The 26,047-nt window shown below is 64.1% G+C and carries 24 protein-coding genes and 1 tRNA gene; 19 read left to right on the forward strand and 6 right to left on the reverse strand.

Translation table 11 applies throughout. The features are described 5' to 3' along the window. Positions 1-44 precede the first annotated feature (44 nt). From O0881_RS23240 to O0881_RS23290, 11 genes are all read left to right on the forward strand, one after another. Entirely contained in the window at positions 45-971 is a 927-nt protein-coding gene (locus O0881_RS23240) for a LysR family transcriptional regulator (RefSeq protein ID WP_289899810.1), read from the forward strand. 134 nt (positions 972-1,105) lie between these two features. Beyond that, on the forward strand, positions 1,106-1,777 hold the full coding sequence (locus O0881_RS23245; protein ID WP_289906389.1) for a DUF4286 family protein: 672 nt from the start codon (positions 1,106-1,108) through the stop codon (positions 1,775-1,777). A gap of 108 nt (positions 1,778-1,885) precedes the next feature. Further along, positions 1,886-3,211, forward strand: coding sequence for an MFS transporter (locus O0881_RS23250; protein ID WP_289906388.1), 1,326 nt, complete (start codon positions 1,886-1,888; stop codon positions 3,209-3,211). A gap of 9 nt (positions 3,212-3,220) precedes the next feature. Then, positions 3,221-3,898 carry a DUF2848 domain-containing protein gene (locus tag O0881_RS23255; RefSeq protein WP_289913278.1) on the forward strand — a complete coding sequence of 226 codons (678 nt, stop codon included), beginning with the start codon at positions 3,221-3,223 and terminating at the stop codon, positions 3,896-3,898. A 5-nt stretch (positions 3,899-3,903) separates the two neighbouring features. After that, positions 3,904-5,253 carry an amidase gene (locus O0881_RS23260; RefSeq protein ID WP_289913279.1) on the forward strand — a complete coding sequence of 450 codons (1,350 nt, stop codon included), beginning with the start codon at positions 3,904-3,906 and terminating at the stop codon, positions 5,251-5,253. Positions 5,254-5,342: 89 nt separating this feature from the next. Further along, the gene (locus O0881_RS23265; protein ID WP_289913280.1) at positions 5,343-6,674 is read left to right on the forward strand and encodes a paraquat-inducible protein A; all 1,332 of its coding nucleotides are present in this window, start codon (positions 5,343-5,345) and stop codon (positions 6,672-6,674) included. Next, positions 6,667-8,298, forward strand: a complete 1,632-nt coding sequence (locus O0881_RS23270; protein WP_289906384.1) for an MlaD family protein — start codon at positions 6,667-6,669, stop codon at positions 8,296-8,298. The genes O0881_RS23265 and O0881_RS23270 overlap by 8 nt, the downstream gene beginning before the upstream one ends. 23 nt (positions 8,299-8,321) lie before the next feature. Further along, a complete protein-coding gene (locus O0881_RS23275) occupies positions 8,322-8,891 on the forward strand; it encodes a PqiC family protein (RefSeq protein WP_289906383.1) in 570 nt (189 codons plus the stop codon). A gap of 47 nt (positions 8,892-8,938) precedes the next feature. Next, positions 8,939-9,346, forward strand: coding sequence for a DUF2946 domain-containing protein (locus tag O0881_RS23280; RefSeq protein WP_289913281.1), 408 nt, complete (start codon positions 8,939-8,941; stop codon positions 9,344-9,346). Between the two features lie 79 nt (positions 9,347-9,425). Beyond that, a complete protein-coding gene (locus O0881_RS23285; RefSeq protein ID WP_289913282.1) occupies positions 9,426-11,540 on the forward strand; it encodes a TonB-dependent receptor in 2,115 nt (704 codons plus the stop codon). Positions 11,541-11,548: 8 nt separating this feature from the next. Then, positions 11,549-12,892, forward strand: a complete 1,344-nt coding sequence (locus O0881_RS23290) for a PepSY-associated TM helix domain-containing protein (protein ID WP_289913283.1) — start codon at positions 11,549-11,551, stop codon at positions 12,890-12,892. On the opposite strand, the gene O0881_RS23295 is transcribed toward O0881_RS23290, so the two are convergent. Continuing rightward, on the reverse strand, positions 12,864-14,261 hold the full coding sequence (locus O0881_RS23295) for a hypothetical protein (protein ID WP_289913284.1): 1,398 nt from the start codon (positions 14,259-14,261) through the stop codon (positions 12,864-12,866). The two genes, O0881_RS23290 and O0881_RS23295, sit on opposite strands and share 29 nt — an antisense overlap. Beyond that, positions 14,258-14,689 carry a hypothetical protein gene (locus O0881_RS23300; protein WP_289913285.1) on the reverse strand — a complete coding sequence of 144 codons (432 nt, stop codon included), beginning with the start codon at positions 14,687-14,689 and terminating at the stop codon, positions 14,258-14,260. Before O0881_RS23300 ends, O0881_RS23295 begins: the two co-directional genes overlap by 4 nt. Before the next feature lie 118 nt (positions 14,690-14,807). On the opposite strand from O0881_RS23300, the gene O0881_RS23305 reads away from it, so the two are divergent. Both O0881_RS23305 and O0881_RS23310 read left to right on the forward strand, forming a co-directional pair. After that, positions 14,808-15,983 (forward strand): hypothetical protein, encoded by a 1,176-nt coding sequence (locus tag O0881_RS23305; protein ID WP_289913286.1) that lies wholly within the window; start codon positions 14,808-14,810, stop codon positions 15,981-15,983. 74 nt (positions 15,984-16,057) lie between these two features. Continuing rightward, complete coding sequence (locus tag O0881_RS23310; RefSeq protein ID WP_289913287.1) at positions 16,058-16,450, forward strand: hypothetical protein; 393 nt, start codon at positions 16,058-16,060, stop codon at positions 16,448-16,450. A 3-nt stretch (positions 16,451-16,453) separates the two neighbouring features. Here O0881_RS23310 and O0881_RS23315 read toward each other — a convergent pair whose 3' ends face one another. Beyond that, entirely contained in the window at positions 16,454-17,368 is a 915-nt protein-coding gene (locus tag O0881_RS23315; protein WP_289913288.1) for a LysR family transcriptional regulator, read from the reverse strand. A 102-nt stretch (positions 17,369-17,470) separates the two neighbouring features. On the opposite strand from O0881_RS23315, the gene O0881_RS23320 reads away from it, so the two are divergent. From O0881_RS23320 to O0881_RS23335, 4 genes are all read left to right on the forward strand, one after another. Further along, positions 17,471-18,580, forward strand: coding sequence for a muconate/chloromuconate family cycloisomerase (locus O0881_RS23320; protein ID WP_289913289.1), 1,110 nt, complete (start codon positions 17,471-17,473; stop codon positions 18,578-18,580). Positions 18,581-18,733: 153 nt separating this feature from the next. Then, positions 18,734-19,024, forward strand: coding sequence for a muconolactone Delta-isomerase (gene catC / locus O0881_RS23325; protein ID WP_289913290.1), 291 nt, complete (start codon positions 18,734-18,736; stop codon positions 19,022-19,024). 24 nt (positions 19,025-19,048) lie between these two features. After that, positions 19,049-19,864, forward strand: a complete 816-nt coding sequence (gene pcaD / locus O0881_RS23330) for a 3-oxoadipate enol-lactonase (protein ID WP_289913291.1) — start codon at positions 19,049-19,051, stop codon at positions 19,862-19,864. Between the two features lie 105 nt (positions 19,865-19,969). Next, a complete protein-coding gene (locus O0881_RS23335; protein WP_289913292.1) occupies positions 19,970-21,373 on the forward strand; it encodes a sodium:solute symporter family protein in 1,404 nt (467 codons plus the stop codon). Between the two features lies 1 nt (position 21,374). Here the strand turns inward: O0881_RS23335 and O0881_RS23340 are convergent, their stop codons facing one another. The 3 genes from O0881_RS23340 to O0881_RS23350 form a co-directional block, all read right to left on the reverse strand. Further along, a complete protein-coding gene (locus tag O0881_RS23340) occupies positions 21,375-22,769 on the reverse strand; it encodes a GntP family permease (protein ID WP_289913293.1) in 1,395 nt (464 codons plus the stop codon). A gap of 129 nt (positions 22,770-22,898) precedes the next feature. Beyond that, positions 22,899-22,975, reverse strand: a tRNA-Pro gene (locus O0881_RS23345). A 54-nt stretch (positions 22,976-23,029) separates the two neighbouring features. Further along, a complete protein-coding gene (locus O0881_RS23350) occupies positions 23,030-25,123 on the reverse strand; it encodes an AsmA family protein (protein WP_289913294.1) in 2,094 nt (697 codons plus the stop codon). Between the two features lie 132 nt (positions 25,124-25,255). Here O0881_RS23350 and O0881_RS23355 point away from each other — a divergent pair, with 132 nt between their 5' ends. Then, entirely contained in the window at positions 25,256-25,627 is a 372-nt protein-coding gene (locus O0881_RS23355) for a metalloregulator ArsR/SmtB family transcription factor (RefSeq protein ID WP_289913295.1), read from the forward strand. Continuing rightward, on the forward strand, positions 25,624-26,046 hold the full coding sequence (gene arsC / locus O0881_RS23360) for an arsenate reductase (glutaredoxin) (RefSeq protein ID WP_289899830.1): 423 nt from the start codon (positions 25,624-25,626) through the stop codon (positions 26,044-26,046). The genes O0881_RS23355 and arsC overlap by 4 nt, the downstream gene beginning before the upstream one ends. Position 26,047 lies beyond the last annotated feature (1 nt).

Below are 26,047 nucleotides of genomic sequence, written 5' to 3' on the forward strand. Positions count from 1 at the left end.
GGCTTACAATGGGGTGGACATTCAAACTGTGAAGAAGAGCCCCATTGAATACCCGTTTTCTCGAAGCGTTTGTCTGGGCTGCGCGGCTGGGCAGCTTCCGCACGGCGGCCGACAAGCTGCACATCACGCAGGCGGCCATCTCGAACCGCATCGCCTCGCTGGAGCAGGATTTCGGCACGCGTCTGTTCGACCGCGACGCGCGTGAAATCCGCCTGACCTTCGCCGGACGCAACCTGCTCGTGTACGCCGAACGCATGCTGGAACTGTGTCGCGACATGTATGCGGCCAATTCCTCGCCCGCGCTGATTACGGGCGAAGTGCGCATCGGCGTCATCGAAACCATCGTGCATACCTGGCTGATCCCGTTCCTGCAGCGGGTGCAGGAGCGCTATCCGGGCATCGAGATTCAACTGACGTCGGAATCGACGCGCCGCCTGCACGAGCAGCTGCAGCAGGGCGAGCTCGATATCGCGCTGCAGACGGACATGCTGACGGGCGACCATCTCCGCAGCACGGGCAGCGGCGCCATCGCTATGGGCTGGGCGGGCAGGGCCGCCGACTGGCCCGACACGGGCAAGCCGTTCACGGTGGCGCAACTGGCGCAGCATCCGATCATCACCATGAACCGGGGCTCGCAGCCCCATTCCGCATTAAAAGCGCTGTGCCAGGACGAGGGCGTGCAGCTGGGCAGGGTACATTGCGTCAGCTCGATTTCCGCCATCGTACGGCTGGTCAAAGCAGGTTTCGGCATCGCCGTGCTGCCGTTGGCGCCCCTGCGCGAGGAAATCGAGCAGGGCCACATCGCCCTGATTCCCTGTACCAGCAGCCTGGCGCCGCAGCGCATCGTCATCAGTTACAGCGAAGACCTCACCACGGAAGCGATTCAATTGGTGGCCATGCTGGCATGCGAGGAGGCGGCCAGGTTCACCCTGGGGCTGGGCGAAGAGTATGGCGCCGGTGCGCGGACGTGAGAATTAAATTGCTGTTGTCACCGCGACCCATAAGAAAAACTTATCAGTCGCGTTCAGAATAACCCGTTTGCCAAGTGATGGCGTGCCACCTATTCTGGGCTGGCATACCACCCATAACGCAGAACGGAACCATCATGACGACGTCACCTACCTTGCCAGGCATCCTGTTTGTCTGGACCAGCGCAGACCCGGAACACGAACGCGATTTCAACCGCTGGTACGACCGCGAACACGTGGAAGAGCGCGTGCGCATTCCCGGTTTTGTCAGCGGCACGCGCTACCAGAGCGTGCGCGGTTCCCGCAAATATCTGGGCCTGTACCGCACCGTCTCGCTCGACGCCTTCCAGACTCCCGACTACTTCAAGGCTTTCGGCCAGCAGACGCCATGGTCGGTGGCGAATCTGCAGCGCATGGTGGACCCGATGCGCCGCGTTTGCGCCATCGAGGCGGAAACGGGCATGGGTACGGGCGCCTGGCTGGCCGTGATGCGTCTGGGCGCGCCGGCGATCGACCAGGATGCGCAAGCCGTGGCCGCCATGGCCGCGCTGGGGGCGACATTGCTGCAGATCGATGGCGTCATTGCCACGCGCTTGCTGACGCCCGACGCCAAGCTGTCCGGCCCTCTGCCGGCGGAGCAGAAGGAGGGCCGCTTGCTCGACCCGATCTTCCTGATCGACGCATCGTCGGAAAGCGCTGCTGTGGCGGCCGCCGATGCCGCCAGCGCGGCGCTGGGCCTCGACGGCGAACAGGCTGCCATCCTGCAGTTGTCCTGGCAGTTGCGCGAGGCCGACCTGCACGCGGCCTGACACGGCCGCGCGTATCTTGCCGGCACTGATAACACGAGACACGGGCCACGGCGCAGGGCAAAGCATCCTGCACCAGACCTGCAATAAAACTGACGAGAGAGGTAGGCAATGACCACATATACAACGGCAAACGCTGCGCATCCGGCGGCTCAGACACCGGGCGACAAGCCAAAAACGGGACGCCTGGCCACGGCCAGCATGGTCGGCACGACCCTGGAATGGTATGACTTCACCGTCTACAACACCATGGCCGCGCTGATCTTCAACCATCTGTTTTTCCCTTCTTTCGATCCGCTGACGGGCACCATCCTGGCCTTTTCCACGTATGCCGTCGGCTATATCTCGCGCCCCATCGGCGGCGTGATCTTCGGTCATCTGGGCGATAAGCTGGGACGCCGCTGGGTGCTGGTCGTGACCCTGATGTTGATGGGCGTGACGACGGGCTTGATGGGCCTCTTGCCCACGTATGCGACGGCTGGCATCTGGAGCCCGGTCCTGCTGGTGGCACTGCGCTTCGTGCAGGGCATCGCGCTGGGTGGCGAATGGGCAGGCGCCGTGCTGATCTCCGTCGAACACGGAGCAGCGGACAAGCGTGGCCGCAACGCTTCGTGGACACAGGTGGGACCATCGTTCGGCACCTTGCTGGCCACTGGCTGCATCGGTTTGATCACCTATTTGCTGCCGCATGAAGCGTTCATGGACTGGGGCTGGCGTATGCCGTTCATCGCCAGCCTGCTGCTGGTGGCCTTCGGCATGTGGATACGCAGCGGCATCGAGGAAACGCCGCTGTTCAAGGAACTTGACCAGAAGGATGCGAAGGCGGAAGCGCCGATCGGCGACGTGCTGCGCCTCTACTGGCGCCGTTTGCTGATCGCCGGCGGCGTGCGCATCGGCTCGGACGTGCTGTATGCGCTGGTGGTGGTGTTCACCCTGACGTACGTGACGACGGTGCTGCACCTGTCGTCGACCCTGGCGCTGACCGCCATCATGATCGGCACGGCCTGCAATGCGCTGTCGGTGCCCGTATTTGGCGCGCTATCGGACAAGATCGGCCGCCGACCCGTGTATGCGCTGGGCGCCATCCTGGGCCTGGTGTGGGCGTTCGCCTTCTTCACCCTGCTCGACACGGCCAGTCCGGCCGCCATCGTCACGGCCGTCGTCGTAGGCCTGGTCATCCACGCCATCATGTACGGCCCGCAAGCGGCCTTCGTCATCGAGCAATTCCCCACCAAGGTGCGCTACGCGGGTTCCTCGCTGGCCTATACCCTGGCCGGCGTCATCGGCGGCGGCTTTGCACCGCTCGTCATCGCCAGCCTGTACCGCTCCTACAACAGCACCATGGCCGTCTCGCTGTATGTAGCGGCGGCCCTGCTGATCACCGGTGCCGCCGTCTTCGCGGCCAGAGAAACGGGCCGCGGCCCCCTTGAGGAGTAAAGAGAAACCATGACTACCCATACCTTCAACCTGGCGGGCCACGGCCCCGTCACCTTCGACATCGACAACCTGATCATCGCCGGCTGGACGGGCCGCGACATGGCGATGGTGGAGCACCATATCGCCGAACTGGAAGCCATCGGCGTGGCGCGCCCGAAAAGCGTGCCGACCTTTTACCGCGTGGCGGCGGCGCTGCTGTCCAGCGATGCCGCCATCGAAGTGCCGGGCAGCGATTCGTCGGGCGAGGCGGAATTCGTGCTGTTCTCCACCGAATACGGCCTGCTGGTGGGGATCGGCTCCGACCATACGGACCGCAAGGTGGAAAGCTATGGCGTGACGGTGTCGAAGCAGATGTGCGGCAAGCCCGTGGGCGACACCTTGTGGCGCTATGCCGACGTGGCGGGCCACTGGGACCAGCTGCAGATGCGCTCCTGGCGCGAACGGGCCGGCGTGCCGGCCCTGTACCAGGATGGACCCGTGACGCGCATGCTGTCGCCGGAAGACCTGATCCTGCGCTACACGGGGCAGGCCAGCCTGCCCGTGGGCAGCGCCATGTTCTGCGGCACGCAACCGATCATCGGCGAGATGGGTCACGGCGATGCTTTCGAACTGGAGCTGTATGATCCAGCCTTGCAGCGCCGCCTGCAGCACCGCTATGCCGTGCAAACCCTGCCCGTGGAAGGATAAATACAATGACCAAGACCATCCGTGACCTGGCCGCCGACCTGGCCGCCGGCCGCATCACCAGCGTGGAATTGACGCAGCGCATGCTGGCGCGCGCCGAGGCGCACCGGGCGCAGGGCGGCTATGCCTATGTCAGCCTCGATGGGGAACAGGCGCTGATGGAAGCGCGCGCCAGCGATGCGGCGCGCGCGGCCGGCTGGGTGCCTTCGCCGCTGGCGGGTGTTCCCCTGTCCATCAAGGACCTGTTCGACGTCAGGGGACAGGTCAGCAGCGCCGCCTCGCTGGCGCTGGCTGACGCCCCGCCCGCCGTTGTGGATGCCGGTGCCGTGGCGCGCCTGCGCGCTGCCGGCGCCATCCTGCTGGGCCGCACCAACATGAGCGAATTCGCATTCTCCGGCTTGGGCCTCAATCCCCATTACGGCACGCCGCGCCATCCGCACGACCGCGCGCGCGTGGCGGGCGGCTCCACCTCGGGCGGCGCCGTGACGGTGGCGCTGGGGATGGCTGCGGGAGCGCTGGGCACGGACACGGGCGGCTCGATCCGCATCCCGTCCGCCTTTTGCGGCTTGACCGGTTTCAAGCCGACGGCGGCCTCCGTGTCGCTGGCCGGCACGGTGCCGCTGTCGCGCTCCCTCGATTCGGCCGGACCCATCGCGCACAGTGTCGATTGCTGCGCCATTTTGTACGCAGCGCTGTCGGGCCATGACATCGGCGCGCAGGCGCCAGCACTGAAAGGCTTGCGCTTTGGCTTTACCCTGGATTACGTCGGTACGCATGTGGCGCCGCAGGTGCAGCAGGCTTTCGAGGCTGCCCTGGACAAGCTGCGGCAAGCTGGCGCCCAGGTGGAACAGTTCGATTTCCCTGAATTGCTGGAACTGCCGGGTATCAATGGCGGCGGCGGACTGGTGGCGGCGGAAGCCTGGCACTGGCACAGGGTGTTACTTGAAGAGAAGGGCGCGCAATACGACCAGCGCGTGGCGGCGCGCATCCGGCGCGGCCAGCAGCAGGGTGCCGCCGACTACATCGATTTGCTCGATGCGCGCGCGCGTCTGATCGGTGTTGCCCGGCGGCGCCTGGCGCCGTTCGACGCCTGGCTGATGCCCAGCGTGGCCATACTGGCGCCGGAAGCCGCGCCGCTGGAAGCGGATGACGCCACCTTCTTTGCCACGAATGGCCTGGTGCTGCGCAACGCCAGCGTGATCAACTTCCTCGACGGCTGCGCGCTGTCGCTGCCTTGCCACGCCGACGGCGAGTTGCCCGTGGGGCTGGGCATTTGCGGCCTGGCGGGCGCTGACGATCAAGTGCTGCAGATCGGCCGCGCCGTGGAGGTGCTGCTGCGGGGGCGTGGAAAAGAATAATGTCGTAGTGCAGAAAAATGCCAACTCTGTCATGATGGCTGGCATTGACATGGGATAGTCGCGCTTCGGGCGCCGGCAAACTTCACACTGTGCACCGATACGACCTGATTAGTTGTCATGACTGCGGCGTGCTGTACCGCAAACGTCCGCTGCGTCCCCGCGAAAAGGCGCGCTGTATCCGTTGCCGCTCGGTGCTGTATCGCGGCGCCCACGCGCGGGGTGCATCGGCCGAATTGACCAAGGTGGTGGCGCTCACGCTGGGCGCCGCTTTTGTCTTCCTGATCGCCCAGTTTTTCCCTATCGTCGAACTCGACGTCAATGGCCTCACTTCCAGCGCTACCTTGCTCGGTTCCATCCGCGTGCTGTGGTCCGAGCAGATGCACATCGTGGCGACGATGGTCTTCCTGTTTACCATCCTCTTTCCCGCAATCGAACTCGGTTCCCTGCTGTACGTGGCGCTGGGCTTGCGCGGCGGCGTCAAGGTGCCCGGCTTTAACCGCGTGCTGCGCGCCGTGCAGACGGCGCGCGAATGGGGCATGACGGAGGTGCTGATGATCGGCATCCTGATCACCGTCGTCAAGATGACCAGCCTGGCCACGGTGCTGCCGCAACCGGGGCTGTTCGCGTTTGGCGCGCTGACCCTGATGCTGGCCATCGTCGTCTCGTTTGACCCCAAGGCCCTGTGGAACCTGGGCGACGACCTGACCCGGCAAGCGCTGCCGGGCATCCGCTACAAGGCCTTCGCGCCGGGCGAGAAAGTGCTGCCTTGCCATGCCTGCGGCCTGGTGGCGCCGCCGCTGGGCAAGGGCAGGCACCTGGCTTGCGCGCGCTGCGGCACGGCCCTGCACGTACGCAAACCGGACAGCATCAACCGCACCTGGGCCTTGCTGATCGCCGCCATGATCCTCTACATTCCCGCCAACCTATTGCCCGTGATGGTGACGCAATCGCTGTTCGGCGCGCAGGACGACACCATCATGAGCGGCGTGGTGCTGTTCTGGACCAGCGGCTCGAAGGGCCTGGCCATCATCATTTTCATCGCCAGCGTGGTCGTGCCCATGCTGAAGCTGGGCGTGCTGGCGCTGCTGGCGTTCACCGCGCAGCGGCGTTCGCGCTGGCGGCCGCGCCAGCGCACCATCCTGTACCGCATGGTCGAATTCATCGGCCGCTGGTCCATGCTCGATATCTTTGTCGTCACCCTGACGGTGGCGCTGGTGCGCTTCAAGTCGCTGGCCGTGATCACGGCCGGCCCCGGCGCGCTGGCCTTTGGCGCCGTGGTGGTGCTGACCATGCTGGCGGCGATGCAGTTCGACCCGCGCCTGATCTGGGACCCCATCGACGGGCAGGTGCCCGGCGAGGAAGAACCCGTGGTGGTGACAAATACCGGAAACAATACAGTGATTGGAGAACAGCATGTCTGACAAAGAAGCAGGCGACCTTGCCGAAGCGGGTGGCCGTCCATTGCCCGAGCCTGATGTGGAACAGGGCAGCCGCTGGCTGCCGTCGCTGGTATGGCTCATCCCGCTGCTGGCCGCACTGATCGGCGCCGGCCTGGCCGCCAAGTCCATCCTCGACCAGGGGCCCACGGTGACGGTCAGCTTCAAGAGCGCCGAAGGACTCGAGCCTGGCAAGACCAAGGTCAAATACAAGGATGTCGATATCGGCCAGGTGCGCGCCATCACCCTGGGCGAGGACTTGAGCAAGGTGCTGGTGACGATCGACATGAGCAAGGAAGCGCGCCGCTTCGCTACCGCCGATTCGCGTTTCTGGGTGGTGCGCCCGCAGATCGGCGCCAGCGGCGTGACGGGGCTGGGCACCTTGCTGTCGGGCGCCTACATCGGCGTCGACACGGGCAAGTCGGAAGCCAAAAAGGAGAATTTCATCGGCATGGAGAGTCCGCCCGCCGTGGCCGGTGACCAGAAGGGCAAGCTGTACACCCTGCATGCGGACAGCCTGGGATCCGTCGATGTCGGTTCGCCCCTGTTCTTCCACCGCCTGCGGGTGGGCAAGGTGGTCAGCTTTGCGCTGGACAAGGATGGCAACGGCATCACCATGTCCGTCTTCGTGAACGCGCCGTACGACCAGTTCGTCGGCAAGAACGCGCGCTGGTGGCATGCCAGCGGCGTCGATGTGCGCCTCGATTCCAACGGCTTCAAGCTGAACACCCAGTCCCTGGCGGCCATGCTGGTGGGCGGCATCGCCTTCGAGGCGGAAAATGGCCGTAAGCCGGAAGAACCGGCACCGGCCAATACCAATTTCCGCTTGGCGGCCGACGAAGCCAGCGCCATGCGCGAACCCGATGGCGAAGCCATTACTACCGTGTTCTATTTCGACCAGTCCCTGCGCGGCTTGCAGCCTGGCGCCACGGTGGACTTCCGCGGCATCGTGCTGGGCGAAGTGCGTTCGGTCGGCATCGAGTTCGATCCCGTGAAGAAGAACTTCCGCATGCCCGTCACCGTCAATTTGTACCCCGCCCGCCTGGGCATGCGCTTCAAGGCCGCTGTCGACGATGAGGAAGGCTCGGCCGGCCACCAGCTGCTCGAACGCATGGTCAGCCGTGGCTTGCGCGCCCAGCTACGCACGGGCAACCTGCTGACCAGCCAGCTGTACATCGCGCTGGACTTCTTCCCGAAAGCGCCGAAGGTGGTGCTCGACGCGAACAAGTATCCGCTGGAAGTGCCGACCGTGCCGAACACGCTCGACGAATTGCAGACGCAGATCGCCAGCATCGCCCGCAAGCTCGATCAGGTACCGTATGCGGAGATCGGCAATAACCTGAACGCCACCATCAAGCAGGCCAATACCCTGTTCAAGCAGCTCGATGGTCAGGTGGTGCCGGAAATGCGCGATACCTTGACGGCGGCGAAACAGACCTTCGGCACGGCCGAACAGGTGCTGCAAAAGGATTCGCCGCTGCAGTCGGACGTGCGCCAGGCCTTGCAGCAGCTGACGCAAACCCTGCAATCGCTCAATGCCCTGTCGGATTACCTGGAACGCCACCCCGAGTCCCTGATCCGCGGTAAAAAAGGAGATGAGAAAAAATGAAGCAGCCAATTCTTGCGCTTTTGATGACAGCCATCCTGCTGGGTGCCTGTTCCACGCCACAGCCCGAGCATTTCTATACGCTCAGCGGCGGCGCCGACGCGCAGCCGGCCAAGCCCGTCAAATACTATGTCGAAGTGCTGGCCGTCAGCGTGCCGCAGCAGGTGAGCCGTAACCAGTTTGTCGTGACGGCGCCATCGGGGCGCATCGAATTGCTGGAGCAGCAGCGCTGGGCGGGGCCGCTGGCCGGCGAGATCGGCCAGGCGCTGTCGACGGCCGTGACGAACGACCTGGGCGCCATCGACGTGTTCCGCACGCCGCATCCGGACAACTTGCCCGTGTACCGCATCAGCACCAATGTGCAGCGTTTCGAGTCCGTGATGGGCCAATATGCGCTGATCGACGCCGTGTGGAGCGTGCGCCAGCTGGCCAGCAGCAAGGTGGTGACTTGCCGCACGATAGCCAATGAGAGGGTGGGCGCCGGCTACGATGAACTGGTGCTGGGCCACCGCCGCGCCGTCGCCCGCATCGCCGCCGATACGGCGAGCGTCGTGCGCGCTTTTGACAACGGCAACGCCGCCTGCCCGGCCGCCTGAGCCGCTTTCCGCTACCCAGTCCCGGCGGCCGCTGGTAAAATGCGGCCATGGGAATGACCTTGTTCACGCGCCGCTTTGCCGCATGGATCGCCTGTTTCGCGATCCTGCTGGCGGCGCTCGCGCCATCGATTTCCCAGGCCGTCGCCAACGCCAAGCAGGAATCCGGCTCCGGCTGGGCGGAAATCTGCTCGGTGGCCGGTATCCGTTTTGTCCAGCTTGTGCAGACCGATGACGGTGCCGCCGACGAGAAATCCGGCGGCAAGGCCATGCAGATGGAGCATTGCGCCTTCTGTTCCACGCATGCGGGTTCCGTCGGCCTGCCGCCCGCCAGCCCCGTGCTGCCGCTGCTCGTGGCCAGCGGCACGGCCATTTTCCCGGCCCTGTACTATCAGTCCCCATCGCCACTGTTCATCTGGTCCATCGCGCAGTCGCGCGCACCGCCCACCCTCGTTTAAGTCTTTTTGCATTTTCAATGTTGGCGCTGTCCGCCTTGTGGTGTGACGCGCCGCATCCGCACACTTAAACGAGAATCACATGAACAAGAAATTATTGGTGCTGGCCGTCGCCATCACCGTGGCTTACCCCTGCGCGCGGGCGCAGCAACTTGACCACGCCATCGACACCGTCGTCGTTTCCGGTTCGCGCGCACAAGCGTGGCTGTCCGAGACGCCGCAGGCCATCGGCGTCGTCAATGCCGCAACCCTGGAACGCGACAAGCCCAAGACCATGGGCGATATCCTCAACCGCATCGCCGGCGTGTACTGGAATGACCTGGGAAACGAGCAGCACAGCATGAGCATCCGCCAGCCCATCGGCACGAATGCCGTCTACCAGTACCTGGAAGACGGCATTCCCATCCGCCCGCTGGGCGTCTTCAACCACAATTCGCTCAACGAGATGAACATGGCGGGTGCCAGCGGCGTGGAAGTGGTGAAGGGTGCCGCTTCCTCGCTGTACGGCAGCAATGCCGTCGGCGGCGCCGTCAATTTCCTGACAGCCGGCGCCAGCGCGACACCCACGGCCAAGGTTGGCGTGCGGCGCGACAACGTGGCCGGCTACACCCGCTACGACACTTCCGCCAGCGATACGTGGGGGCCGCTGGGACTGCGCTTTTCCCATTACAGTTCGCGCCGTTCGCGCGACAACTGGCAAGAGTACAGCTATGGCGACAAGGATTCGTTCTCGCTGCGCGCCGATTATGCGCTCAGCCCCACCTCGCAGCTGCGCGCCACCATCGTCCACACGGATCTCGATGCGGCGATGACGGGCAGCTTGTTCGAGAACGACTACCGCAATGACCCGGGCAAGAGCCTGAACACGTTTACCTACCGCAAGGACAAGACCACGCGCATGAATCTGGCGTGGGAGGGCGCGACGACGGCCAATGGCACGAGCACCGTCACCGTGTTTACGCGCAAGAATGACCATGGACAGATTCCCGCGTATTCCATCGGCAGCTGCGCGGGTATGCTGTGCAAGGGTGTCATCAACAACAACCACGTCGATTCGCTGGGCCTGGACGTGAAGCACCAGCAGGAATTCGCCTGGCTGCGTTCGCGCCTGATCGCCGGCGTGTATGTGGACAAGAGCGACAATCCCTTTGTCAGCGACAACCTGTCCATCTTGCGCGATGCCGCCACGGGCCGCTACCTGCGCTACACCGTGGCCAATGCATCCAATCCGCAGGGCGTGCGCGACTACCAGACGAATATCCTCAACACGGCCGTCTTCGCGCAATGGGAATTTTCTCCGCTGGCGGGCACGCGCGTGGTGCTGGGCGGCCGTTCGGACGCCATACGCTACGATTACCATAACAAGCTGGCGCCCGGCGGCAGCGTCAATTACGGCGCGCCAGACGAGTCGCGCAGCTTTTCGCACGTGAGCCCGAAGCTGGGCGCCACCTACGCCCTCGGCCATGCGGGCAGCGCGTATGCAAACGTCAGCCAGGGCTTCACGCCGCCCGAGGTGAGCCAGCTGTATGGCAAGACGGGCATCGCCGACTTGCAGCCGTCCGTCTACAATAACTATGAGCTGGGCTTGCGCTGGGCCTTTTTGCAGGGCCGTTTGAAACTCGATATGGCGCTGTACCGGCTCGACGGACGTGACACCATCGTCAGCTACACGCTTTCGCCGGGCAACAGCGAAAATCGCAATGCGGGGCGCACGCGTAGCGAAGGCTTGGAGCTGGGCCTGAACTACGGCAGCGGCCCCTTCGACGCGCGCTTCGCCACGGCCATCGCGCGTCACCGCTACCTGCGCTACCAGGTGTCTTCCACTCTCGATTACAGCGGCCGCACCATGCCGCAGGCGCCGCGCGACATCACCTCGATCGAGATCGGCTACAAGCCCGTGGCCGGCGCGCGTATCGCGCTCGAAGCCGTGCATCAGGGCCGCTATTGGATGAACAATGCCAACACGGTGGAGTACAAGGGGCACGCCTTGCTGAACCTGCGCGCCAGTTACCAGCTCGCGCGCGGGCTGGAAGCGTGGGCGCAGGTGCGCAACCTGATGGACAAGCGCTATGCGGATTCGGCCAGCAGCAGCTATTCGGGCGCGGGCAGCTACGCGGCCAATACCCAGAATCAGTACACGCCCGGCGCGCCGCGCAGCGTGATGCTCGGCCTGGCCTATACCTTCAACGCACTGTGAGGATGGCCATGGACGACGCAACTTTTCTCATCGCACGGCGCAAAAGCCTGTACTGGCGCATCCACTTCTGGGCCGCGCTGATCGCATCGCCGTTTGCCCTGGTGGCCACCCTGACGGGCATTTTGTATGTATTCACCCCGCAGATCGAGGCAAGGCTGTACCAGCATCTCGATCACGTGACACCGCAAGCGTCCATGCTGCCGCTGGATGCCGCGGTGGCGGCTGCCGAACGGGCGGCGCCGCGTGGCTGGGCGGTGCAGCACGTGGTGCCGCCGTTTCAGCAGGATGACGCGGTGCGGGTGGCGTTCGCGCCGCCCGGCGGCGCGCAGGATGAACATGCGGGCCATGGCGGACATGCCGCGCCGGCCACGCCCGCCAGGCCGAAGTTCGGCCTGCCCGCGCAAGCCGTCGTCGTATATGTGAACCCCTATGACGCGCGCGTGCTGGGTAGCCTGGCCAGTAGTGAGCGCTTCGGCAACTGGGCGAAAAAGCTGCATTCGCGCCTGCTGCAAAACGATGGCTGGCGCTGGATGATCGAGCTGGCTGCCAGTTGGCTGATGGTGATGCTGGTAACGGGCGTGATCCTGTGGTGGCCGCGCAGCGCGCAAGCGGGCTTGCCGAAGCGGGGCGCGCGCGGGCGCAATGGCTGGCGCCAGTGGCATGCTTTTCTCGGCGTGGCGCTCGGCATCGTCAGTGTCGTCATTCTGACGACGGGGCTGACGTGGAGCCAGCAGGCGGGCGGGCGCATCCGCGCGCTGCGCGACATCAGCGGCCAGGCGCCGCCGCCCGTGCCGCGCGGCCTGCACTCAAACGAGGAGGGCGCCCCGCTCGACTGGCAGGATGCGTGGCAGGTGGCGCGCAGCCATGCGCCCGCCATCGCCGTGCAGCTGACGGCGCCGGCCAGCCAGGACGATGTGTGGCGCGCCACCATGGCCGACCGCAGTCAGCCCACCTTGCGCTTCGACCTGCAATTCGACGCCTACAGTGGCAAGCCTTTGTATTATGCGGGGTGGGAGGCGCAGACGGCGTTCGGCAAGGCGACGGCCATCGGCATCCCGTTTCATCGCGGCGAATTCGGCTGGTGGAACCAGGCCGTGCTGCTGCTGTTCGGCGCCAGCGTGCTGTTCTCGCTGGTGTCGGGCTGGGTGATGTTTTTCAAACGGCGCTTGCCTGGCTCGCTGGGTTTACCCAAGCTGCTGCCGGGCGCCTGGACGTCGCCTTCCGCGCTGGCTTGGCTGGCGGCAGCCGCCATGTGCGCGCTGATGCCGCTGCTGCTCGTTTCCGGCGGCATGCTGTTGCTGCTGGAGCTGTTCCTGGCACGGGCTAGCCGCCGACGATGGGCTGCGCGATGATCCAGAGACTGAGCAAAGTGTAGGCGATCATCAGGGCCAGCATCGGATACTGGCTGCGCAGGGCCGCGCGGCGACTGGCGTACAGGCGCAGCGCGCAGACATGAGCCAGCCAGACGGCCGCCACGTGGCCTGCGACGATGGCGAACAGCGATACGTACCACACCACCTTGGCGTCAACGATGCCAAGGCGGATGAAGTACAGCTTCGTGTCGAACAGGTCCCAGTCCAGGCCCAGCGGGTCCGACGCCAGCGGAATCAGGTACTGGCCCGCCATCGCCAGGAAAGACAGGTAGTGGGCGAAATGGTAGGCGATGGCGATCGGCACCAGGGTCAGCACGAAGTGGCCGGCCACGCGCAGCAAGGGTATGGCCGGCTGGCCATCGCTGGCGCCGCAGCGGGCGATCAGCGCGCAAAACAGCAGGAACACCAGCAGGAACAGGGCCGGCATCAGCAGCAGGGCGGCCGTGGTGATCCATGCTAGCGCACCAGGCGCCACGACGAGGACGGCGTCGACGATGTCGTACCACGTTTGCGTTTCCATCATGCCGTCGAAGCTGACGGAGGCCAGCATGAGGATCACCAGCACCAGGCAGGCGGGACGCACGGGTTCCACCGTCAGCAAGCCCGCCGCATACGGGCGCACGTAGCAGGCGCCGTCGCGGAATGTCACGGGCGCGAAGCGGGCCAGCAGACCGAAGACGACGTTGAAAACTTCCGCATGGCGCAGCCAGGCGGCGCGGCCGAACAGCGCCATGCCTGCCCACGTGCAGGCAGAATACAGCAGCATGGTCCAGGCCAGGCTGGCCGGCTGCTCGCTGCCTTCCCAGTTCAGCTCCATCCAGATAAAGCCGAAGAACAGGGCCGCCGCCGGCCAGCTATCGAGCCAGCGCGGCCACGCCAGCGGTGCGCGCCAGCGGGGGAACAGTTGCTGCGCCGCGCGCGCCACGCTGTCGAGCGGATTGACCAGCGCCCACAAGTCGCCCAGCAGCGCCGACACGTAGGCCATGCCGACCCACCAGATGGCCCACACCATGGCGGGCGCGATATTTTTCACGGGGTTTTGCACGCCCACCAGTCCCGCCACGATCACCAGAATATACAACGCCAGCACCAGCAGGCGCAGTGCGAAAGCGATGGCGCGTGCGCCAGGAACCTGCCGCAGGACGAGGCGCGGATAGTCGCCCTGGCAGGTCGCTGTGCCATCCCGGCGCCACAGTGCCAGGAAGGCAAACGACAGCGCCACCGTCAGTCCCGCGCCCAGCAAATATAGCCAGAGCGGCAAGGGCAGGTCGTAGCGCTGGCCAAAGCCGTGCGCATGGGCGATGCCTGGCGCGGCCAGCAGGACGAAAGCGATGGCGCGCCGCATCATCGCGGCAGCACTTCCAGGTACATCAGGGGCGCCTCGCGGTGATGCTTGTGCTGCTTGCCCTTCTTGCCCTCCGTTTGCGCGCCATAGCCGTGCGCGGAAACAGGGAAGCGTCCCGGCACCGTGGCGTCGATGCGCATGGCTTTTGTCTCGCCCGGCTTGACTTCCAGCAGCTGATCGTAGCCATGCAAGTGGATACTGACTATTTCGTCGGTACTCCAATCCACGGTGATCCGGGCGTCCTGCCGGACCCGTATCGTCGGTGGCTTCGCGGCGATTTTGCGCTGCGCGATGGCCAGCGCCACATGCTGTTCCTGTTGTTGCGGTTTTGCCGCGGAGTCGCTCTGCGACTGGCTTTGCGCCGATATGCATAGCAGGAAAATGGCCAGGCCCAGGCTGGCAAGCGGAGGGCGGAATGAGTATTTTTTCATGCTTAAATTTTAGGAAAGATTTCCAGCATTGGCCATCTGAAAAAAAACACCAGTTTGAAAAAGTGCGGCCGTAGAATGATCGGCGCGGATCCGACGACACTTGGAAAAGGCGGGGGAGATGATGAAAAAAGCGATGTTTGCACTGGCCGTGACATGCCTGGCGGTGTTGCCTGCGTCGGCCGAAATCCTGGCCATGGTCAATTACGAGAGCAAGGCGCCCGAGTCATTGAAGTCGCTGAAAAGCCCTGTCGCGCCGCCGTCGCGTAAGGAGGGTATCGCCATCATCGATGTCGATCCCGAGTCGAAAAACTTCGGCAAGATCGTGCGCGACATCGCCCTGCCGCCGGACCTGGTGGCGCACCATATCTTCTACAACCACGACATGAGCAAGGCTTACATCACGGCGCTGGGCAAGACGCAGCTGCGCGTGATGGACATGCGCCACAAGGACTTTCCCATCAAGGTGATCGAGGTGCCGACTTGCCAGGTGGGCGAGGACATCGTCTTTTCGGATGACCACAAGCGCTGGTATCTGAGCTGCATGGGATCGCAGGCCATGCTGGAAGGCGACGCCGTGCATGACAAGCCGGGGCGCACCGTCAGGCTGCCGGCACCATATCCGCATGGCCTGGCCGTCCACGATGGCATCGACCGCACTCTGCTGACGAGCACTATCCGCCCCACGGACCTGGGCGACGCGGGTGAGGTAATCAGCGTGGTGGAAACTAGCACGGGCAAGGTGCTGGGCACGCACAAGCTGTCGAAAAAGCCGTCGCCGTCTGGCGAAGCGCCGGTGGAAGTGCTGTTCGTCCCGGGCAGCAAACTGCCTGTCGCCTACGTCGCCAATATGTACGGCGGCACCGTGTGGACCGCCACGTGGAATCCGACAACCAAAGATTTCGACACGGCCCAGGTGCATGACTTTGCCGAACAAAAGGCGGGCGTGCCGCTGGAGCTGTATTTCAACAAGGGCGCGACGCGGCTGTACGTGACGACGGCCAAGCCGGGCCACCTGCATATCTTCGACCTGACGGGCGGCATCGGCAAGCCCCGGCTATTGAAATCGATCCCTGCCGCCGAAGGCGCGCACCACGTGGCGTTCACCAGGGATGGCCGCTATGCCTTCGTGCAGAACGCGCTGCTCAACCTGCCGGGCATGAGCGATGGCAGCATCACCGTCATCGACATGAAAAAGGAGGTGGTGGCGGGTAGTGTCGATACCTTGAAAAACAAGGGGCTCAATCCGAACAGCATCGTGCTGCTGCCGAAGTGGAATGACTTCATGGGGCATTGAAAGATGCATTCCGCTAGAATGAAAGGGCGCGGCCCGGCTCGTTGCCATGGGCCGCCCCTTGCATAGGCTGAACCATGGTATTCATCGATTTTCCCGCCTTGTCCGCACTGGCCGCCGCGTCGGCCGCGGTTACCCAGAAATGCAGCTGCTGCGTCGTTCCGCTGGACGCCTGGCAGCGCCTTCCCACCTCGCTGGAGCTGGACCGGTTTGAAGAAATCGGCACTCTGCGCGAAGATCCGTACGAGGAACCGACGTTTGACGAGTATCACCCGCACGGCACGCGCTACGACAGCGTCGATGCGCCCATCGCGCCGCGCTTTTATCCCGCCAATCTGAGCCAGGTAGCACGCTGCCTCAATTGTGGTCGCCACTATCTTCGCTACAACGAGGCGGGCGGTTATTTCACGGAACTGCGCATCCGCGCGCTGCGCCCGGCATTGCTGGCCGACGCGCCGCTATCTGTCTGAGGGCTACAGGCTTTCCTTGACGTGCGCGATGCCGTGTTCATCGTAGATCGAGTACACGGCAGCGAGGAGATTGTCCAGTTCCGGCGAGCGGTCCATGTGCCGCATGCTGAATAAAATGGGCGAGAACGCATGCTTGTCGTCCAGCTTGCGGTATACGACGTTCCGGTGATGCATGGCTTGCACGCTTTCCGGCACGATGGAGATGCCCTGGCCGGCCGCCACCAGTCCCATGGAAATCTGCAGCTCGCGCACTTCCGTGACGGGGCCGGGCGTGACATTACCCTCGCTGAACATGGCCAGCACCTGGTCGGCAAAGCTGGGGCGGGGCGCTTTCGGATACACGAGCAGGGTTTCGTGGATCAGGTCCGTCAGGCGCAACCCGCCTTCCCCCTTGGCCAGCCGGTGGCCGGGTGGCAGGGCCACCACCAGGCGCTCCTCGCGCAGCAGGATGCGGCGGATGCTGGGATCCTCGCTTTTCAGGCGCCCGAAACCCACGTCGATGCGGCCTTCCTTCAGGGCCTTGATTTGCTCCACCGTCGTCATTTCATGCAGGGTCACGTCGACCTCGGGATGGCGCTCGCAATAGCGGTGCACGACGTCGGGCAATTCCCCATACAGGGTCGAGGCGACGAAGCCGATCGACAGCGTGCGTTCCAGCTTGCCGATGCGCTGGGTCATCGCCTTCAGGTCGCGCACCTGGTCGAGCAGCGGGCGCGCGTGGGCGAGAAAAAACTCGCCCGCTTCCGTCAGCCGCAAGGGTCGCGAGCCTTTCTCGATCAGCGCCACGCCCAGGGTTTCTTCCAGCTGCTGCATCTGCCGGCTCAGTGGCGGCTGCGCGATATGCAGGCGCGCGGCGGCCCGCGTGAAGTTCCTTTCCTCTGCCACTGCCACGAAGTAGCGCAAGTGCCGTAATTCCATCTTCATACCTTTCAGGTATAGGTTTGATACCAACTCGGTGTTGGACGCGGGGTCATTCGGGGAATATCGTGTCTCCACTCTACAGAATTATACGGAATAAATATGATTCAAAATATCGAGACCTACCTGGTCGATGTGCCAACCATCCGTCCGCACAAGCTGTCCGTCGCCACCATGAATACGCAAACCCTGGTGCTGGTACGGCTGCGCTGCGCCGACGGCATCACGGGCTGGGGCGAGGCGACCACCATCGGCGGCTTGAGCTACGGCGGCGAAAGCCCGGAAAGCATCAAGACGAATATCGATACCTACATCGCGCCGCTGCTGGTCGGCATGGAAGCGAGCGAAGTGGCCAAGGCCATGGCCAGGGTGCGCAAGGTCATCCAGGGCAACCGCTTCGCCAAGTGTGCGATCGAGACGGCGCTGCTGGACGCGCAGGCGCGCCGCCTGAATGTGCCGCTGTCGGAATTGCTGGGCGGCCGCGTGCGCGATGCGCTGCCCGTGGCCTGGGTGCTGGCCAGCGGCGATACCGCGCGCGATATCGCCGAAGGGGAAAAAATGCTGGAATTGCGCCGCCACCGCATCTTCAAGCTGAAGATCGGCTTGCGCGACGTGATGGACGACGTGGCCCATGTGCTGGAGATCAAGCGGGCGCTGGGCGAACGGGCCAGCGTGCGCGTCGACGTCAACCAGGCCTGGAGCGAGACGGACGCCGTGCGTGGCATCGCCGCGCTGGAAGCGGGCGGCATCGACTTGATCGAACAGCCCGTCAAGGCGGGCAACCGCGTCGCGCTGGCGCGCCTGACGCAGCGCTTCGACGTGGCCATCATGGCCGATGAAGCCTTGCACGGCCCCGCCGACGCGCTGGCGCTGGCGCAGGCCGATGCGGCCGACGTGTATGCGGTGAAAATCACCCAGTCTGGCGGCTTGCTGCCGGCGCTGGAAGTGGCCACCGTGGCGCGCCTGGCCGGCGTCGGCCTGTACGGCGGCACCATGCTCGAAGGCGGCGTCGGCACGGCCGCCACGGCCCACGTGTGTTCCACGTTTGCCGAACTGGCCTGGGGCACGGAGCTGTTCGGGCCACTGCTGCTGACGCAGGAAGTCCTGCGCGAGCCGCTCGTGTACCGCGACTTCATGCTGCAGGTGCCGACAGGCCCGGGCCTGGGCGTCGAGATCGATATGGACAAACTACGCACCATGCAGCGCGCCTGAGGACGCCTATCAAAACCTACTGCGCGTCGTGATTTACGGTCTGCGATGCTCACTGTACCTTCGTACAGTTGCGCTTCTCGACCGCAACTCTCTTCCGCTCGCTACGGTTTTGTTAGGCCTTGTAAGTGCCTATAAAAATCTTAAGGAGACACAATGTTATTCCATGTACGCATGAACGTGAACCTGCCATTGAGCATGCCCGCCGAGCAGGCAGCGCAGCTGAAACAGACGGAAAAGGAACTGGCGCAGCGCTTGCAGCACGAGGGCAAGTGGCGCCACCTGTGGCGTATCGCCGGCCAGTACGCCAACATCAGCGTTTTCGATGTGGACAGCGTGGACGAGTTGCACAACGTGCTCACCTCCTTGCCGCTGTTCCCCTACATGCAGATCGACGTGATGCCGCTGTGCCGCCATCCTTCGTCGGTGCGCGACGGCGATGCCTGACCCGCAGAGCAAAGGAGACATGCGATGAAACACACGGATACCGGAATTGTCGTGACCACCTGGAACGGGGAAGATACGCTGCTGCATTACCGCACCGACGGCGAGCGGGGCAAACCGTGCCTGGTATTGTCGAATTCCCTGGGCACGGACCTGTCCATGTGGGATGCCCAGGCGGCGGACCTGGCCAGCGACTTCTATGTCGCGCGCTACGATACGCGCGGCCATGGCCGGTCGGCCAGCGGCGGCGCGCCGTTCGACATCGAGCGCTTGGGCCTGGACGTGGTGGCGCTGCTCGACCACCTGGATATCGCCCGTGCCGCGTTCTGCGGCATTTCCCTGGGCGGCTTGACGGGCCAGTGGCTGGGCATTCACCAGCCGCAGCGCTTGACGAAGCTCGTGCTGGCGAATACGGCGGCGCGCATCGGCACGGCCGACGCCTGGCTGGCGCGCGCGGCGCAGGTGCGCCGCGACGGCATGGCCACGGTGGCCGACGGCGCCGCCGCGCGCTGGTTTACGCCAGCCTTCATCGCGCGTGAAGCGGCCACGGTGGCGCGCATGATCGCCACCCTGCGCGGGCAGGATGCCGAAGGCTACGCGGCCTGCTGCGCAGCGCTGGCGCAGGCGGACTTGCGCGCGCAGGTGGCCACGATTGCGGTGCCCACCCTGGTCATTGCCGGCGAGCACGATCCCGTCACCACGGTGGACGATGCGCGCTGGCTGCAGCGGCAGGTGGCAGGCGCACAGCTGGCCCAGGTGCCCGCGTCGCATTTGTCGAATGTCGAGGCGGCGCCAGCCTTCACGGCGCAGCTGCGCGCCTTTGTCGCGTCGCCGGCAGGGTAAGATTTCGCTTTGCCCCTGAGCACCGCCACCGGCAAAGACCGGCACGCGGCAGGGGAAGCTTTTTTGAAAAAATAATAAGAAAAAAAGCAAACTTGGAGTAGACAGATGGAAAACAGATTGATCATCATCGCGGCGGTCACGGTGGGCTATTTCGCTCTCATGTCGTACATTACGTATAGCGTGCGCAAGCATGCCAACAGTGCCGAGGGCATGACGGCGGGAGGACGCAACTATCCCGCTTACCTGATCGGCGCGCTGCTATTGTCGGAATTCATCGGCAGTTCCGTCAGCATCGGCACGGCCCAGAAGGGCTATGAACTGGGCATTTCGGCCGCCTGGAACCTGGTGGCGCTGTCGCTGGGATTTTTGCTGCTGGCCATCGTGCTGGTGAAAAAATACAAGGAAAGCGGGCAGTCGACGATTTCCGGCATCCTGGCGCAGACGTACGGCGAACCCGTGCGCTATGCGGCATCTATCCTCACCATCGTCGCGCTGAGCATCGTTGCCGTGGCCCTGTACGCGAGCGGCGGCGCCGTGCTGGCGGCCGTGCTGCACATCAACAAGACGGTGGCCATCCTACTGGTGGGTGCCATCACCGTGATTTATGTCAGTCTGGGCGGCATGCGCTCGGTGGTGTACACCAATTTCGCCCACTCCATCGTCAAATACCTGGGCGTGATCCTGGCGCTGGCGTATGCGCTGGAAGCAACCGGCGGCATCGGCGCGCTGCAGGCGCAGCTGCCGGCCAAGATGTTCAACTGGGTCGAGATCGGCTGGGGCCAGATCATCGCTTGGATGATCGGCGGCATCGGTTCCATCTTCGCCACGCAATACGTGATCCAGGCCCTCGTCAGCACGGACAACCCGGCCGTGGCCAAGCGCGCCTGCTATTACGTGTCTTCGTTGATGATTCCGTTCGGCCTGATGGCCGCCCTGATCGGCATGTGCAGCGCCGTGTTGTATCCGGGCATGAAGTCGATCGACGCCTTTCCCACCCTGATCGCCCACATGCCGGCGTTTTCCGCCAGCATCATGATCGTCGGTCTGGCCGGCGCCCTGTTCGGCGGCATTTCCGCCACCACCCTGGCATCGGCCACCCTGGCCATGAAGGATTTTTATGATCCCTGGTACAACAAGGCAAAGAACGACGCGAAATCGCTGATGTTCCTGCGCATCGCCATCGTCGTGGCCGGTTTGCTGCCGCTGGTGCTGGCGCTGTATGCGGAAAAACTGCTGATGATCGCCTTCCTGGGCAAGGCCCTGCGCGCCACCCTGGCCGTGCTGGTGCTGATGGCTTTCTATGCGCCGAAATTCGGCACGCCGCGCGGCGCCTTTGTCGGCGTGATCGTCTCGGTGATCGCCACCATCGGCTGGTTCCTGGCAGGCAATCCCTACGGCATCGACAGTTCCTACCTGGCGCTGGCCGGTCCGCTGCTGACCATGGGCATCAGCCATCTGTTCAAGCCGGCGCAAGCCGTGGCGAAGCCGGTATCGTCGTCACGGCTCTAGGTCAGACCAGCCCCGTCAGGTAATACAGGGCAATGACGAGGAACACGGCCACCGTCTTGATGACGGTGATGCCGAAAATGTCGCGGTAGGACTGGCGGTGCGTGAGGCCCGTGACGGCCAGCAGGGTGATCACGGCGCCGTTGTGCGGCAAGGTATCCATACCGCCGCTGGCCATGGCCACCACGCGGTGCATCACCTCCAGCGGAATATGCGCCTGCTGAGCGGCCTGGATGAAACTGTCCGACATGGCGGCCAGCGCGATGCTCATCCCGCCCGAGGCCGAACCCGTAATGCCGGCCAGGGTCGTCACGGACACGGCCGCGTTGACGAGGGGATCGGGTACGCTGCGCAAGGTGTTGCTGACGGCAAGAAAGCCGGGCAGGGCGGCAATGACGCCGCCAAAGCCATATTCGGAGGCCGTATTCATGGCCGCCAGCAAGGCGCCGCCCACGGCCGCCTTGGTGCCTTCTGCAAAGGCGGCGCGGATGCGCCCGAAAGCCGTTGCGCACACGAGCAAAATTCCCAGCAACAAGGCGCCTTCCACGGCCCAGATACCGGTGACGGAGGCGATCGACGTGGTCACGGGCGCATGCAGCCCTGGCAACGCCTCGGCGGTGAGCGAGTAGCTGGCACCGTACCAGTGGGGAATCAGCCGGGTCAGCGCAAAGTTGGCCACCCCCACCAGCACCAGAGGCGCTACCGACAGCAGCGGATGGGGCAGGTCGCCCACGTCGGCCGTGGCCTTTTCGGCCTCGGCTCCATAGCCTTCGCCCGTCGCCATGACGGAACGGCGGCGCCATTCGAGGAAAGCCAGGCCCATGATTACCGTCAGCACGGCGCCGATGGTGCCCAGCCACGGCGCGGCCCAGCCGGTCGTATTGAAAAAGGTGGTGGGAATGATGTTCTGGATCTGCGGCGTGCCGGGCAAGGTATCCATGGTGAACGAGAACGCGCCCAGGGCGATGGCGCCGGGCATTAGCCGCTTGGGGATATTGCTCTGGCGATACAGCTCGGCCGCAAACGGATACACGGCGAACACCACCACGAACAGCGACACGCCGCCATAGGTCAGGGCCGCGCACACGGCAACGATGACGGCATTCGCGCGCGAGCTGCCGATATAGCGAATGGCCGCCACGACGATGGACTGGGAAAAGCCGGACAGCTCGATGAGTTTACCGAACACGGCGCCGAGCAAGAAGACGGGGAAATACAGCTTGATGAAGCCCACCATCTTTTCCATGAAGATGCCGCTGAAGACGGCCGGCACGGCCGACGGATCGGTCAGCAGCACGGCGCCCAGCGCGGCGACGGGCGCAAACAGGATTACGCTATAGCCGCGGTAGGCGGCCAGCATCAGGAAGGCCAGTGCGGCCAGAACTATCAGGAAAGACATCGGTCAGGCCCTTGCGCGAAAAGTGATCAGGATACCAATGATGTAATTAGTATCATACTTCTCAGCAAGACACCAACGCGCAGGTCAAGGTGCAAGCAGTTGATGCAGGCGCAGCAAGGAAGAAAGGGCTGGTCGGGGTGAGAGGATTCGAACCTCCGGCCTCTGCGTCCCGAACGCAGCGCTCTACCAGGCTGAGCCACACCCCGCTTTTCTTCATTACAGCAGATGGCGGGGTGGCTTTCAAGCGGTTGCATCAAAGCTTATTTCTTTTCCTGCTGCGCCTTCCTGATGTCCGCTTCGCTCACTTTCTTGGCTGGCGCGTTCGTCGCCGGCGAGGCAGGGGCCTTGCGGGTGGCGTTTGCTTGCGCCATGACGGCGGCGCAGTCCGTGTCGGGCGCCTTGTCGACGTTGACCAGCGGCAGCAGGGCGGCTAGCGGCGTGACGACGGTGGCCAGGGCCACGGCGGCGCCCGCTTTCAGGGCCAGCGGGCCTTTTTGCGGGCCCACGTCCGGGTTCTTGAACGTGCCTTTCGCATACAGCGGCGTGCGCAGGGTGATGATGCGGGCGCCCTTGGTGCGCGGGCGCACGTCGAGGTCCAGGGTTTCGTGGGCCAGGTTGACGTTACCCGTGACATTCACGACGGCCGTGTCCGTATCGAGCACGAAGCGGCGCACGTCGGCCTGGCCATTCGTCACGGCGAAGTCGCTGGCCATGCAATTGAGGTGCACTTGCTTGTCGCCAAAGATTTTGACGAAGACGGCGTTGGCCAGGTTCAGGCCGGCCAGTTCCAGCATGAATTGGCTGACGGAGCCTTCGCTGACGGTGGCCGCCAGTTCGCCATTCGCGCTGGCCAGCATGGCCGAGACGGAGTTACCGTGGCCCGTCAGTGCCGCGTCGCCATACACTTCGCCGAAACTCGCTTGCATCGATTGCAGCTTGGGAAACAGTTCGCGAATTTTGAGGTGGCGCGCCGCCACCTTGGCTTGCGCGGCGATGGTCTTTTGACGGCCATCGAGCGTGATATTCGAGGTGATGTCGCCGCCGGCCATGCCGAAGTTGAGCGGCGTCAAACTCAACACCTTGTCTTTCATGTGGATATGGGCGACGATATCGTTGAACGGAATGTCGTGCGTGCGCACCAGTTTCTTGCCCGTGAATTTCACGTCGGCATCGAGCGCATTCCATTTGGCCGTGTTGAACTGTTCCACGGGCAAGGCTTTGTTGTCGGGTTGCACGGGCGCCTTGCCGCGCGCCTGTTTCTGCGCATTGCTGTCGGCGCCGATGGTGGGGCCCAGGTCTTCCAGACGCAATTGCTGCGACGTCACTTCACCGCGCAGCAAGGGACGCGACTGGCGCGGCAAGTATTGCAGGGTGCCAGCCAGGTCGCTCTGGCCCACCGTGCCCTTGAAGTCTTGATAGGTCCAGTTCCAGGTGGCGCCGTCTTTCTTGCCCAGCAAGCGTCCCTTGGTGGCGTAGTCCGGCGTTTCCGGCAGCAGCACGCCCGTCAGCGGATACAGGTCTGCCATGCTGGCGCCGGCCAGGCTCAGTTGCAAATCGATGCCAGACAAGGAGCGCGGGTCCGTCAGGGTGCCGTCGATGCTGGCCTTGTTCTTGCCTAGCACGGCATGTGCCTGCACGGGATAAACGGTGTTGTTATCGGTCAAGGACAGCACGGCGCCCGCCTTGCCGCCACCCGTCACGGGCGCCTTGCGATAGGTTCCGCCCAGGGTGAATGCGATGCCGTATTTCTGCACGGGCGCGCTGCCTGGCGCGTCGCCCGGCGTCGCATCGGGCGCCGTCGAGCTGACCTTGGCGCGCACGTCCAGCGCGATGCCCTCGTCCAGATAACGGATGGCGCCGTCGCCGAAGGCCATGCGCTGGATTTCCACGTCCCATGCCGAAGGGCCGTTATCCTTGAAGGTCCAGCTGTTGCTGCCATCGGCGCGCCGCTGCAGGGCGATGTTCGGCGTGTCGAGCGCCAGGTCCGTCAGCACTACCTTGTGCTGCAGCAAGGGCAATGGATGGAGGGCCACGTCGATGCGTTTCGCGCTGGCTAGCTGCGGGCCGGCCGTGACCCAGTCCGGGTTGCTCATGCGCACGTCCTGCGCGCTGATGGTGGGCCGCGGCACGTAGCGGCGCCAGCCGGGCTCCGTTTTCAGCCCTTGTTTCCATTTCACCTGCAAATCGCCGCCGATGACGAAGGTACGGCCCGTGCTTTCCGACACCTTCTCGTTGATGTAGGGGCGCGCGCGGTTCCAGTCGAAGGTCAGCACAAAGATGACCACGATGGCAACCAGGGCCAGCAGGGCGGCCAGGCTCCAGCCGAGGATTTTCAGGGGTGTCGAGCGTGTCATGGGATGCCGATCGCAGTAATTTTTCATCAAGGTAGACCGATAGGCCATGACAGTCGGTGCGCTAGGTTACGTAAGATAGGTAGCCAAGACCTGTGGCTTGAAATGATTCAATAATTCGACTATTATTGAAATATGGAAAATACACAGCAAATAGCGAGCGGAGCGACACCGCTGACGAGTACTTCCGCCATCGTGGCCCTGGCGGCGCTGGCACAGGAATCGCGGCTGGCCGTGTTCCGCCTGCTGGTGCAAGCGGGGCCGCAAGGCATGGCGGCGACGAAAATCGCCGAAGCGCTGGCCATTGCGCCCTCGTCGCTGTCGTTTCACTTGAAAGAACTGGCGCACGCCAATCTGGTAACGGCAAGCAAGGCGGGCCGTTCCATCATCTATGCGGCCAATTATGCGGGCATGAACGGCTTGCTGGCCTTTTTGACCGAGAACTGCTGCGCTGGCGCGTCTTGCTGCGTCAGCGAACCACATTTACTGAAGGACATCACGACATGACGATCACGATTTACCACAACACGGCGTGCGGCACCTCGCGCAATACCCTGGCCCTGATCCGCAACACGGGCGTCGAACCCGTCATCATCGATTACGTCAAGCATCCGCCTTCGCGCGAGGAGCTGGTCGACCTGATCGCCCGCGCCGGCCTGACCGTGCGCGCCGTCATGCGCGACAAGGGCGCCCTGTACGACGAACTGGGCCTGGCCAATCCGGATTTGCCCGATGCAGCCCTGCTCGACGCCATGCAAGCCCATCCTATCTTGATCAACCGCCCCATCGTCGTCACGGAACTGGGCGTGCGCCTGTGCCGGCCTTCGGAAAAAGTGCTGGAAATCCTGCCGCTGCCGCAGCAGGGCGCGTTTGCCAAGGAAGATGGCCAGGCCGTGGTGGGCGCCGACGGCAAGCCGGTGGCCTGAG

Source organism: Janthinobacterium sp. SUN100 (assembly GCF_030397705.1).
Taxonomy (GTDB): Bacteria; Pseudomonadota; Gammaproteobacteria; order Burkholderiales; family Burkholderiaceae_D; genus Janthinobacterium; species Janthinobacterium kumbetense.

Coding starts and splice junctions, on each gene's coding strand:
- O0881_RS23245 (WP_289906389.1), top strand. CDS start 1,106: ATGACGACGTCACCTACCTTGCCAGGCATCCTGTTTGTCTGGACCAGC.
- O0881_RS23250 (WP_289906388.1), top strand. CDS start 1,886: ATGACCACATATACAACGGCAAACGCTGCGCATCCGGCGGCTCAGACA.
- O0881_RS23255 (WP_289913278.1), top strand. CDS start 3,221: ATGACTACCCATACCTTCAACCTGGCGGGCCACGGCCCCGTCACCTTC.
- O0881_RS23260 (WP_289913279.1), top strand. CDS start 3,904: ATGACCAAGACCATCCGTGACCTGGCCGCCGACCTGGCCGCCGGCCGC.
- O0881_RS23270 (WP_289906384.1), top strand. CDS start 6,667: ATGTCTGACAAAGAAGCAGGCGACCTTGCCGAAGCGGGTGGCCGTCCA.
- O0881_RS23275 (WP_289906383.1), top strand. CDS start 8,322: ATGACAGCCATCCTGCTGGGTGCCTGTTCCACGCCACAGCCCGAGCAT.
- O0881_RS23280 (WP_289913281.1), top strand. CDS start 8,939: ATGGGAATGACCTTGTTCACGCGCCGCTTTGCCGCATGGATCGCCTGT.
- O0881_RS23285 (WP_289913282.1), top strand. CDS start 9,426: ATGAACAAGAAATTATTGGTGCTGGCCGTCGCCATCACCGTGGCTTAC.
- O0881_RS23290 (WP_289913283.1), top strand. CDS start 11,549: ATGGACGACGCAACTTTTCTCATCGCACGGCGCAAAAGCCTGTACTGG.
- O0881_RS23295 (WP_289913284.1), bottom strand. CDS start 14,261: ATGATGCGGCGCGCCATCGCTTTCGTCCTGCTGGCCGCGCCAGGCATC.
- O0881_RS23300 (WP_289913285.1), bottom strand. CDS start 14,689: ATGAAAAAATACTCATTCCGCCCTCCGCTTGCCAGCCTGGGCCTGGCC.
- O0881_RS23305 (WP_289913286.1), top strand. CDS start 14,808: ATGATGAAAAAAGCGATGTTTGCACTGGCCGTGACATGCCTGGCGGTG.
- O0881_RS23310 (WP_289913287.1), top strand. CDS start 16,058: ATGGTATTCATCGATTTTCCCGCCTTGTCCGCACTGGCCGCCGCGTCG.
- O0881_RS23315 (WP_289913288.1), bottom strand. CDS start 17,368: ATGGAATTACGGCACTTGCGCTACTTCGTGGCAGTGGCAGAGGAAAGG.
- O0881_RS23320 (WP_289913289.1), top strand. CDS start 17,471: ATGATTCAAAATATCGAGACCTACCTGGTCGATGTGCCAACCATCCGT.
- catC (WP_289913290.1), top strand. CDS start 18,734: ATGTTATTCCATGTACGCATGAACGTGAACCTGCCATTGAGCATGCCC.
- pcaD (WP_289913291.1), top strand. CDS start 19,049: ATGAAACACACGGATACCGGAATTGTCGTGACCACCTGGAACGGGGAA.
- O0881_RS23335 (WP_289913292.1), top strand. CDS start 19,970: ATGGAAAACAGATTGATCATCATCGCGGCGGTCACGGTGGGCTATTTC.
- O0881_RS23340 (WP_289913293.1), bottom strand. CDS start 22,769: ATGTCTTTCCTGATAGTTCTGGCCGCACTGGCCTTCCTGATGCTGGCC.
- O0881_RS23350 (WP_289913294.1), bottom strand. CDS start 25,123: ATGACACGCTCGACACCCCTGAAAATCCTCGGCTGGAGCCTGGCCGCC.
- O0881_RS23355 (WP_289913295.1), top strand. CDS start 25,256: ATGGAAAATACACAGCAAATAGCGAGCGGAGCGACACCGCTGACGAGT.
- arsC (WP_289899830.1), top strand. CDS start 25,624: ATGACGATCACGATTTACCACAACACGGCGTGCGGCACCTCGCGCAAT.